This window comes from Rhodanobacter sp. OK091, assembly GCF_900142825.1.
GTDB lineage: Bacteria > Pseudomonadota > Gammaproteobacteria > Xanthomonadales > Rhodanobacteraceae > Rhodanobacter.
Genome location: NZ_FRCH01000006.1, coordinates 138295 through 148378 on the forward strand (window position 1 = coordinate 138295; position 10084 = coordinate 148378).

The window sequence follows — 10084 nt, forward strand, 5'->3', positions numbered from 1 at the left end:
CATGCAGAAAAATAATCGGGAATGAGCCGTTCAGTGCGCGGTGTGGCGGCTCTTGAGCCGGCGCAGGATTTCCTCGCGTGCCTCACGCAGGATCGAATCGCGGTCGAGGCTGGCGACGATGTCGGCGACCGCGCGCTTGGCGCCAGCCTCGCCCCAGGATTTGCCGGCGACCAGATAGCGTTCGGCGGCGCGTCCGATCAGCACGGTGGCGTACCAGCCCAGCGCGCCCTGGGCGGCGGCGGTGACGACCACCGACAGGCCGGCACTCACGCCCTTCAGTGCGGAGGCGACCAGTTGCATGCCCCAGATCGCGCCCATCAAGGCGGCGAGCTGTGCGGAGATCACCGCCACCAGCCGGCCCGATTCGGCGCGGGTCAGCGGCAAGCCGTAGACCCGCGACAGCTGCACCACCATCGCCGCGTCCAGTCCGGCGGCAGCGAGCAGGTCCGCGACGGGAATCGGGTTCAGCGCGACCGCCACGCCTTTGGCGATGCAGTAGTTGTGGATCAGCTTCGCCGCGACCACCTGCCGGGTCTGCGCGATACGCGCGCTGACCTGGTCGGTGAGCCGGCCGGCATAAAGGCCGGCGTTGATCGCCGACAGCGTCTTGCCCTCGCGGGCGGCGATCGCCAGCAACCGCTCGCGCAGCGCGGCGACATCCGGCGGACGCGCCTGCTCGTGTGACTGTTCGCGCCCGCGCGCATCCACTTCGACCACGCGTTGTGCGGTCGGATGCGCGGCCACCGCCAGCACGTCTTCCGCCCGCACCAGCCCGGCCACGCGCAGGCGCAGGTGCGCCAGCAAGTCGGCCAGTTCGTCGGCGCCGTAACGGTCGGCCTTGTTCAACGCCAGCAGCAGCGGGCGCTGGGTGGCAGCGAGCGTCCTCAGCGCGTCGAGTTCCTCACGGGTGAGGTCGCCGTCGCCGACGAAGATCACCAGGTCGCTGACCTCGGCGACCTCGAACGCGAGCTGTTCGCGAGCCTCGCCATCCAGTTCGTTGATGCCAGGTGTGTCGATCAGCACCAGGCCGTCGTGCTGCGCTTCATCGAGCATTGCGTGCGCGGCATCGGTGGTGGTGCCGTGCAGGACACCGACGCTGAATGCCTCGCGGCCCAGCAGCGCGTTGCCCAGTGCCGACTTGCCGGTCGAAACGCGGCCGAACACGGCGACGTGCAACTCGCCGCGTTCGAGCTTGTGCAACATGTTTTCGATGCGGCCGAAATCGGCAGCCAATTCGCCGCGTACCGAGGCCGGGATGGTCGGGTCGTCGAGCAGGCTGCGCAAGCTGTCGGCTACCCGCGCCGAGCCGGCACCGTTCCGGGGCGGCGCGGCGGGACGCGGTACCGGCGTCGATGGCATGCCGGCGGCGGGCTTGAGCCAGCTACGCAGGCGTTGCCACAAGTCGTCGCTCGCCATCGTGAAGCCTGTTTACTTCGGCGCGAGCTGCAGGTGCGCGGTGATCTTCACGTCGGCACCGATCACTGACGTATCGGCATAATCGCCACCACCCACGCCGAATTCGAGCCGCTTGACGGTACCTGCCACGTCCAGCGTGGCGCTCTTGCCTTGCGGCTTGAACGTGACGTCGAGACTCACCGGCTTGGTCACGCCGCGCAAGGTGAGGTTGCCGTCGGCGATCACCCGGGCGCCGTTCTGATGGAAGCCGGTGCTGACGAAATGCGCCTTCGGGAATTTCGCCACGTCGAAGAAATCCGTACCGGGCAAGGCGCCGTCGCGATCCTTGTCGCCGGTCTTCACGCTGGCCAGGACTACCTCGACGTCGAACTTCGAAGCGGCGAGGTTGGCCGGGTCGTAGCTGATCGCCGCCGTCCACTGGCCGAAGTGGCCATTGAAGGCCTCGCCCTGGAAGGTATCGCTGAAACCCAGCGTGCTTGCGGCCGGTTGCACGGCATAGTCGGCTGCGGTGGCGGCGAAGGGCAGGGCGAGCGCGAGCAGCGCGGCAAGTCGTTTCATCAGGATTCTCCTTGGGGCGTCGTGTGGTTGCGCAGACGGCCGAACGGCAGCATCCGGCGCAATACGTTGTCGTTGTCGAACACATGATGTTTCAGCGCCGCGCCGACGTGTGCCACCAGCACCAGCAGCAGAAACCAGAACAGGTATTCGTGCACGTCGCGTACTAAGTCGCGCAGTGCGTCATTCTTCTCAGCCAGCGCCGGCAGATTGAACAGCTTGAACCACTGCAGCGGTTTGCCGCTGACGGAATTGAACCACCAGCCGCTGAGCGGCAGCGCCACGATCAACACATACAGCACGCCATGGGTGAGCCGAGCAGCCCACTGCTGCCAGCGTGGCGCCGGTTCCTCGCGCGGGCGGCCGTCACCCCAGCGCCACAGCACGCGCAACAGCACCAGCGCCAGCACGGTCAGCCCGATCGACTTGTGCAGCGCGAGCCAATTGATCTTCTGCATCGGCGAATGCGCCAGGTCCATCAGCAGGCCGAAGGTGCCGTTGCCGAGGATGGCCAGTGCGATGATCCAGTGGAAAAACTTGGCGACCGTACCCCATTGGCGATCATTGCTGCGCAGACTCATGGTTGCTCCTTCGATGCGGGAACGGCCTGCTCGTCGCGAACGGCTTCGAGTTCCAGCCAGACGCCTACCTGCTGACCGATCGATCCGGCGTTGGCGGTGATGCCGAATGCCTCGCGATCCAGCATGGCGGCGGCCGAGAAGCCGGCGATGGTATGCAGTCCGTAGATGGTTTTGGCGGCACGGTTGAATGTGAACGGAATGCTCAGCGGCTGACTGACCCCGCGCAAGGTGAGCTGCCCGTGCAGCGTGCCGTGATGATCGTCCTTGCGTTCGACACTGCTGCTGACGAAATGAGCATAGGGGTTGCGCGCGCAATCGAGCAGGGCCGGCTTGCAAACGGCCTTGTTCCAGTCCGTGTCGCCCATGTCCACCCCGGTCAGATCGATATCCAGCTCGGTGGCAGCCGTGCTCCAGTCGTCCGGATCGAAACGCAGCCAGCCTTTGGCGATGTGCAGCCGCCCGAACGGACGCGAATAACCATCGTGACTGATGCTGAAAACGATCTGGCTGTGCACCGTGTCGTAGCGATAGCTGGCGCTGGCGGCATGCGCCGACGTCAGCGGCAGCAGGAACGCCGCGAGCCACCATACCCAGACGCTGGAGCGGAAATGACGCATGGCGTGAAGTCTGGCCGATCGGCGGCGGCGGTGCCAGCACCGATCGGGGAACGGATGGTTTCCGTGGCCGGGCCAATCGCAGAGCGACCGAAGCCGCCAGCGGCGCCAAACCCGTCGCCGGCGTTTATTTTCCGGCGTGATCGAACTTGCGGATGAAGTCGCGCACCTGCGGGTAGACCGTCTCGCGCCAGCGACGGCCGCTGAAGATGCCGTAGTGGCCGGCGCCTTCGATGACCTTGTGTTCGCGCCGCCTGACCGGAATGCTGCTGCACAGATCGTGCGCCGCCTGGGTCTGGCCCAGGCCGGAGATGTCGTCCAGTTCGCCTTCGATGGTGAGCAGCGCGCTGCGCTTGATCGCGGCCGGATCGACCCGCTCGCCGGCGACATTCCACAGCCCGCGGGGCAGCAGGAATTGCTGGAACACCTTCTCGATCGTGTCCAGATAGAACTGGGCAGGCAAATCCAGCACGGCGTTGTATTCGTCGTAGAACTTGCGGTGCGATTCGGCGTCGTCGAGATCGCCGCGCAGCAGATCCTGATAGAAATCCCAGTGCGAATTGAGATGCCGGCCGGGGTTCATCGCGATGAATCCCGCATGCTGCAGGAAGCCCGGATAAACTTCGCGGCCGTGGCCAGGATAATTCGGCGGCACGGTATGGATCACGTTGCCGCGGAACCACGACAGTGGCTGGTTGGTGGCCAGGCTGTTGACGCTGGTGGGGCTGCGTCGCGGGTCGATCGGGCCGCCCATCATGGTGAGGCTGCGCGGCGTGTCTTCGCCGCGCGCGGCCATCAGCGAGACGGCGGCGAGCACCGGTACCGTGGGCTGGCACACCGAAATCACGTGCAATGAGCTTGCACCGATATGCCGGATGAACTCCTCGACGTAGGCGACGTAGTCGTCCAGGCCGAACGTGCCCTGGGCCGTCGGTACCATGCGCGCGTCGACCCAGTCGGTGATGTAGACCTTGTGGTCGCGCAGCAGCGTGCGCACGGTATCGCGCAGCAGCGTGGAATGGTGGCCGGACATCGGGGCGACGACCAGCACCACCGGGTCGTTCTTCAACTTGTCGATGGTGGCCGGGTCGTCGCTGAAGCGCTTGAAACGTTTCAGCTGGCAGAACGGCTTGGCCAGCGCCACGCGCTCGATCACCGCGATCTCCTGATCGTGCGCGATGGCGGTGTGGATGCCGAATTCGGGTTTCTCGTAGTCCTTGCCGAGGCGATGGATCAACTCGTAACCGGCAGCCATCCGCTGCGCGCCGGGCAACTGCGCGAACGGACTGCTGTTGTCATTGAGCATCTGCGCATTGGCCTGCGCGAAGTAGCTCAACGGGCCGAGGAACGAGCGCTGCCATTCGTGGATCTGATAAAGCATCGGAGTGGGGATAGCCGTAGGGACGAAAGCCATCTTAGCGCCGTTTCCCCTTCGCGTGTTGCAACGCCGCAATAACAGTGCCCAGCTCAATCAGTGACTTGGCTGCGGAGTCGGGCGGTAACGGCAGCGCAGCAGCACCTCGTCGACGCCTTGCGTATGGCTGAGGCCTTCATGCCATTGCAGCGGTTTCTGGAAGTGCAGGCCCAGCGGCATGAACACCCGGTTGTACCACCACATCGCGCGCTCGCGCCGATGGGTCAGATACCACTGGCCGAGGTCGAGCAGGCGCGATGATTTGGGCTGCATGCCGTAGACCGCGCTGTGCTCGATGGTGAAACCGTGCCGGGCGAGCTTGGCGATGATCTGGGCCGGTTCGTAACGGCGGCAATGGCCGACGAAGTCATCGAACGCGGTCCACGCTTCCGGATGCAAGGGCACCGATAGCAGCACGTGGGCACCGGGTCTCGCGACGCGGGCCAGTTCGGCCAGCGCGCTGTCGTCGTCGGCGACGTGCTCGAGAATATCGAGTGCGCAGATCAGGTCGAAGCTGGCATCGGCGCAGGGCAGCGCGCCGATCATGCCGTGCACCGCCTTGGCGCCGCTGGCGTGCAGGCGGCGCAGGGCGGCGTGGCTGAGATCGACGAAGCAGGTGCCATCCAGCGGCAGCCGCGGGCGCAGGCCGGGAGCCACTTCCAGTCGGTTCGGTGCAGCGGCCGCCAGCCCGCGCAGCAGCGGCCAGGTATTGAAGCGCTCGGGCCCGATCAACCTCGCCGCAGCCCACAGCGATTCGTAGAAGCCGCGATTGACGCGGATAAGTTCGGCGTCGCTACGGCTTTCGGCGGGGCGCGGGTGAGGCATCGTGGGATTGAATCCTGTCATCGCTGAGGGAAGTGTGAAGCGGTGAGGTATTCCGACACGTCGCCGCCAACCACTCATGCCAGCCGGCGAATCTCGGTGTGGGCGGCGAAATCATGCACGGCGCGGCGGCGCGGATCGAACAAGCCCACCGCAAACCATGCAGTCCATACGATCAGCAGCGTCCACAGCGTGGCGTGCAGGCCGATCACCGGCTCCAGCATCAGCAGCACCAGCGGTGCCGCGGCCACCAGCACGCGGATCAGCGCCTGCTGCAACGTCAGCGTGCCGCCGTCATCGCGGGTGACGCGGATACGCCATGGCCGCATGCCTACGGTCTGCCCGCCGCGGCGCCACGAGCTGATGAAATACGCCATCACCACCAGCGCCTGCAGCAGCTGATACCAGATCGGCACGGCCGCCTTTCCCACGGTATGGATCAACCGGCCGCCCGTGGCCAGCTGACACAGCAGCCCCACCACCATCACGATCGCCACCACGATCAGCAGGTCGTAGACCAGTGCGAGCAGGCGGCGCCACAGCGGGCAGGGGAGATCGGTGGTGGCGAGGTTCGCGGGCATCGGCGGTCGGTCGCTTGCGTAGTGCGCGCGCAATGGCCAGCATCGTGCGCATGGAAAAGGAAGAAAGCCGCGCCAGTATCGCCGAAGCCGACCGGCTGAGCATAAGCACGTTCTTGGAACGGGTATGGTCGGAGGACGGCCTGGCCGATCGCACATTGGAGGCGTACCGGCGCGATCTGGAGGCATTGGCGGGCTGGCTGGCCGGTCGCGGCCGCAACCTGCGCACAGCCCGGCGCGAAGATATTTCCGCTTATCACGGCGCGCAGTCGGCCGCGGTGCGTTCGATCGCGCGACGGCAATCGGCATTCCGTCGCTATTACGCGTTCCTCGCCCGCACGGAGCCGGGCTTTGCCGATCCGACGCTGCTGATCGAGCGCCCGAAGATGCCGCGCAGCCTGCCCAAGGCGCTGGCCGAACGCGAGATCGAAGGCCTGCTCGACGCGCCCGATACCACGGCCACGCTGGGGCTGCGCGATCGCGCGATGCTGGAGCTGATGTACGCCTCCGGCCTGCGCGTATCCGAACTCGTCGAGTTGCCGCTGGCCGCGCTGAATACGCGCCAGGGCGTGCTGCGCGTTACCGGCAAGGGCGGCAAGGATCGATTGGTGCCGGTCGGCGAACTGGCCCTGGAGCGCATCAACGCCTATCTGGCCAACGTGCGGCCGGCGCTGGCAAAAGGGCGGCAGCCGGCGGCGCTGTTCCTCAGCAAGCGCGGCGAAGGCATGACCCGGCAGATGTTCTGGACCCTGGTGAAACGCTACGGCCTGAAGGTCGGGATCAACCCGAAACGCATCTCGCCCCATGTATTGCGCCACTCGTTCGCCACCCATCTGCTCAACCATGGCGCCGACCTGCGCGCCCTGCAGATGCTGCTCGGCCACAGCTCACTAAGCACCACGCAAATCTATACGCTGGTGGCGAAAGAAGGGCTGAAGCGATTGCATGCGCAGCATCATCCGCGGGGGTGAGCGCTATGTGCCGGACGAGCCGCACAGCCTAGCCTGGTGCTTGCTGTCGATTTTATTGGCATGCAGCAATAGCTATTCGCAAAAACTTGCTGATTGACACAGGACTATTTCCAGGAGCAAGTTCTTGCTCCAATCCGTGTGCAAAGCCGGAATCTAGGGGAAAGGGAATGCGCAGTAATTGGCAAGGGATCTGCCTGTCGGCGGCAGTGCTGCTGTTTTCATTCGGGCCGCTGTGCCATGCGCAGTCAATGCCCGAGCAAGCCTACAAGCAGCTCATCCGGGTCAACGAAGACATCCAGCCGTTGGGTGAGCACCCGTTCGGCGAAAACATCAGTCTCTACGATGGATCGCTGTCCTTTACCCAGACGGACATCAGTCTGGCGGGCACGGGCCCGTTGCTGCAGCTGGTTCGTCAATTCGATGCTGAGGGTGATCGACCCAGTGCGTCAGATGTCGACACCGTCTTTGGCGATTGGAAACTGATCCTTCCCCACCTGGAAACCTTGACAGCGGGCGTGCCTCCCTCGCCGAGCAACCCGACCGGTTTGCCGATGGCGAACTACAACCCGTATACCAACCTGCCGCAAAAGATCTACGGCTGGGAGGTCGACAACTTTGTGGCGCCAGGTATCGATCTCAATGCACGGTGCACCCATTTTGGGGTTCCCCCCACGGTCTTTCGGCACTTGGGCGACCCAGGGCTCCAGGAATGGGATCCCGAGGAGTGGTGGAGGGGTTATCACCTCGTGCTTCCTGGCGAGTCGAGCCAGGACATGCTTTCCAACGTCGATGCCGCCACTAAAGGCACTTATCCTGCGGTCACCAAGAGCCACTGGCGCTTCAGCTGCCTTCCGACCACGTCGAATGGCCTGCCTGGCGAGGCTTTTCTGGGTCAGGCGCCCGACGGCACGTTGTATTGGTTCGACAAGTTGGTGTATCGCGGTGCGACAGGCATGACGCGACAGCTCTTCGACACCACGGCCAGTGTGGATTCGCATCCCTCCAGCAGTCTGGTGGCTTTCGCGAACAAGTCCGTCGAGACGCTCATCAGCGTGCTGTCCGGTTCAACCGTGGCACGTGCTCAACCGATCACCGACTCCATCACGGAGAGTCTGGGCGTACTGCTGGTCACCAAGATCCAGGATCGATTTGGCAACACGCTCAACTACAGCTATGACGTCAACGGCTATCTGACGGGTATCACGGCGAGCGATGGTCGCGCGCTCAATGTGACCTATGTGTCGGGCACCCAGCTTATTCAGAGCGTGACTCTGCAGCCCTCGTCCGGCGCCGCCCGGACATGGACCTATGCTTACTCTGCCGGGGCGTTGCCTTCCCTCACGACCGTAACTCTCCCCGATGGCACCCAGTGGCATTACAACCTGGCGGGTTTCGATACGGCGACGTTGGCTGCCAGCTCCCCCTTCTCCAGCTGCATCACGCTGGCGGTTCCCGCCTACCTCGGTCCGACGACAGGCACGATCGTCCACCCCTCGGGGCTGACGGGAACCTTCGTGGTGGCGGCGATGAAGCACGGCCGCTCGTATGTCAGGCAAGGGTGCGGGGGGGTGCAGTACAACGATCCGAATACGGGAGGCAGCTACGCAATCGTCCCCGATGCGTGGTACAGCTTGACGGCTACGCAGATGACCGTCTCGGGCGCAGGTATCCCTAACCAAACCTGGTCGTACAACTACTCGCCCGCCAACGAGAGTTGGTCAAATTGCACCGGGACCTGCCCCACGACCATCTGGAGCGACATCGTGGCGCCGGATGGCAGTGCGGTGCGGCATATTTTCAGCAACTTGTTCGGCATGACCGAGAGCCAGTTGCTGCGTACGGAGTATTACGCCGGGGCCGCGGGTGCATCGACCCTGCTGCGGGCTGAAGACAACGCCTATGCCCCACCGACGACCGTGCCATTGCCAACGATCGTAGGCGAGAATCTTCAGCCTCTCATTAACGCAGACCAGAGCGAAAAGTATTCACCGCTCAACCAGCGCGTGATCACCCAGGATGGCGACACCTACACCTGGCAAGCGGAGGCGTTCGATGTCTATGCCCAGGTAACGCAGACCAAGCGCTCCAATTCGATCGCCGGGCAAAGCCCGATCGAGGAAGCCACCACCTACCTCAACGACACCAACCTGTGGGTGCTGGGCCTGCCGCAGCAGGTGACCAACCTCACCACCGGGGAGGTCGAGAGCCTCAACACCTACAACACCAGCAATGACACGTTGCTGTCGCGCGCTCGCTTTGGCCAGCCGCTGATGAGCTACACGTTTAACACTGCCGGCCAGCTGGCCAGTTTCACCGACGGCAACAACCACACCACCAGCCTGAGCAATTACAAGCGCGGGATCCCGCAGACCATCGGCTATCCGGACGGTACCAGCGAGTCCCTGACCGTCGATGACTTCGGCCAGATCAGCGCGATCACCGATCAGGCCGGCCACACCACCAGCTACGGCTATGACAGCATCGGCCGGATCACCGGCATCACCTATCCCGGTGGCGACGAGGTGGCGTGGCTGTCCAAGACCTTCGCCTACGACTTCGTCACCAGTGACGAGCGCGGCGTGTCGGCCAACCACTGGCGGCGCACCACCACCACCGGCAATGCGGTGGGCGTGACCTACTTCGATGCGATGCTGCGCCCGGTACTGAGCGACAGCGCCATCGGCGCCAGCGTGCAAGCCAGCACGTTGACCACCTACGACGCCAAAGGGCAGAAGACCTTCAGCGCGTACCCCAGCGCCAGTGCGTTGAACTTCACGCTGTCGCCCGCGGCGGCCGGCATAAAGGGCGTCGCGACCACCTACGACGCGCTGGAGCGGGTGACCCAGACCCAGCAGGACTCCGAGCTGGGCACGCTGACCGCCAGCACCGCGTACCTGTCCGGCGCCCGGCAACAGGTGACCGACCCCAAGAGCAACGTCACCACCACCAGCTACCAGGTGTTCGACTCGCCCAGCTACAGCGCACCGATCCAGGTGCAGGCCCCGGCCGGCATCACCCAGGCGATCGCCCGCGATCTGTACGGCAACCCGCTGTCGATCACCCAGTCCGGTCTGTACGGCACCGAGAACGACAGCGTTACCAAGACGCTGACCTACGACGCCTACCACCGCCT

At 64.6% G+C, this 10084-nt stretch carries 8 protein-coding genes and 1 pseudogene; 2 read left to right on the forward strand and 7 right to left on the reverse strand.

Annotated elements, in window-relative coordinates:
• Positions 1 to 30 precede the first annotated feature (30 nt).
• The 7 genes from BUA26_RS19275 to BUA26_RS19305 all read right to left on the reverse strand — a co-directional run bounded on the left by BUA26_RS19275 (position 31) and on the right by BUA26_RS19305 (position 5983).
• Positions 31 to 1416, reverse strand: coding sequence for a GTP-binding protein (locus BUA26_RS19275; RefSeq protein WP_072762521.1), 1386 nt, complete (start codon positions 1414 to 1416; stop codon positions 31 to 33).
• Positions 1417 to 1428: 12 nt separating this feature from the next.
• Complete coding sequence (locus BUA26_RS19280; RefSeq protein ID WP_072762522.1) at positions 1429 to 1974, reverse strand: YceI family protein; 546 nt, start codon at positions 1972 to 1974, stop codon at positions 1429 to 1431.
• Positions 1974 to 2552, reverse strand: coding sequence for a cytochrome b (locus BUA26_RS19285; protein ID WP_072762523.1), 579 nt, complete (start codon positions 2550 to 2552; stop codon positions 1974 to 1976). Before BUA26_RS19285 ends, BUA26_RS19280 begins: the two co-directional genes overlap by 1 nt.
• Positions 2549 to 3169, reverse strand: a complete 621-nt coding sequence (locus BUA26_RS19290; RefSeq protein WP_072762524.1) for a YceI family protein — start codon at positions 3167 to 3169, stop codon at positions 2549 to 2551. Before BUA26_RS19290 ends, BUA26_RS19285 begins: the two co-directional genes overlap by 4 nt.
• Positions 3170 to 3293: 124 nt before the next feature.
• Positions 3294 to 4547, reverse strand: a complete 1254-nt coding sequence (gene phaZ / locus BUA26_RS19295; protein WP_072762525.1) for a polyhydroxyalkanoate depolymerase — start codon at positions 4545 to 4547, stop codon at positions 3294 to 3296.
• A 90-nt stretch (positions 4548 to 4637) separates the two neighbouring features.
• Positions 4638 to 5405 (reverse strand): class I SAM-dependent methyltransferase, encoded by a 768-nt coding sequence (locus BUA26_RS19300; RefSeq protein WP_072762526.1) that lies wholly within the window; start codon positions 5403 to 5405, stop codon positions 4638 to 4640.
• Positions 5406 to 5479: 74 nt separating this feature from the next.
• On the reverse strand, positions 5480 to 5983 hold the full coding sequence (locus BUA26_RS19305) for an RDD family protein (RefSeq protein WP_072762543.1): 504 nt from the start codon (positions 5981 to 5983) through the stop codon (positions 5480 to 5482).
• Positions 5984 to 6033: 50 nt separating this feature from the next.
• On the opposite strand from BUA26_RS19305, the gene xerD reads away from it, so the two are divergent.
• A complete protein-coding gene (gene xerD / locus BUA26_RS19310) occupies positions 6034 to 6951 on the forward strand; it encodes a site-specific tyrosine recombinase XerD (protein ID WP_072762542.1) in 918 nt (305 codons plus the stop codon).
• A 167-nt stretch (positions 6952 to 7118) separates the two neighbouring features.
• Positions 7119 to 10084, forward strand: a pseudogene (locus BUA26_RS19315) (hypothetical protein); the annotation flags it as partial.

Coding starts and splice junctions, on each gene's coding strand:
- BUA26_RS19275 (WP_072762521.1), bottom strand. CDS start 1,416: ATGGCGAGCGACGACTTGTGGCAACGCCTGCGTAGCTGGCTCAAGCCC.
- BUA26_RS19280 (WP_072762522.1), bottom strand. CDS start 1,974: ATGAAACGACTTGCCGCGCTGCTCGCGCTCGCCCTGCCCTTCGCCGCC.
- BUA26_RS19285 (WP_072762523.1), bottom strand. CDS start 2,552: ATGAGTCTGCGCAGCAATGATCGCCAATGGGGTACGGTCGCCAAGTTT.
- BUA26_RS19290 (WP_072762524.1), bottom strand. CDS start 3,169: ATGCGTCATTTCCGCTCCAGCGTCTGGGTATGGTGGCTCGCGGCGTTC.
- phaZ (WP_072762525.1), bottom strand. CDS start 4,547: ATGCTTTATCAGATCCACGAATGGCAGCGCTCGTTCCTCGGCCCGTTG.
- BUA26_RS19300 (WP_072762526.1), bottom strand. CDS start 5,405: ATGCCTCACCCGCGCCCCGCCGAAAGCCGTAGCGACGCCGAACTTATC.
- BUA26_RS19305 (WP_072762543.1), bottom strand. CDS start 5,983: ATGCCCGCGAACCTCGCCACCACCGATCTCCCCTGCCCGCTGTGGCGC.
- xerD (WP_072762542.1), top strand. CDS start 6,034: ATGGAAAAGGAAGAAAGCCGCGCCAGTATCGCCGAAGCCGACCGGCTG.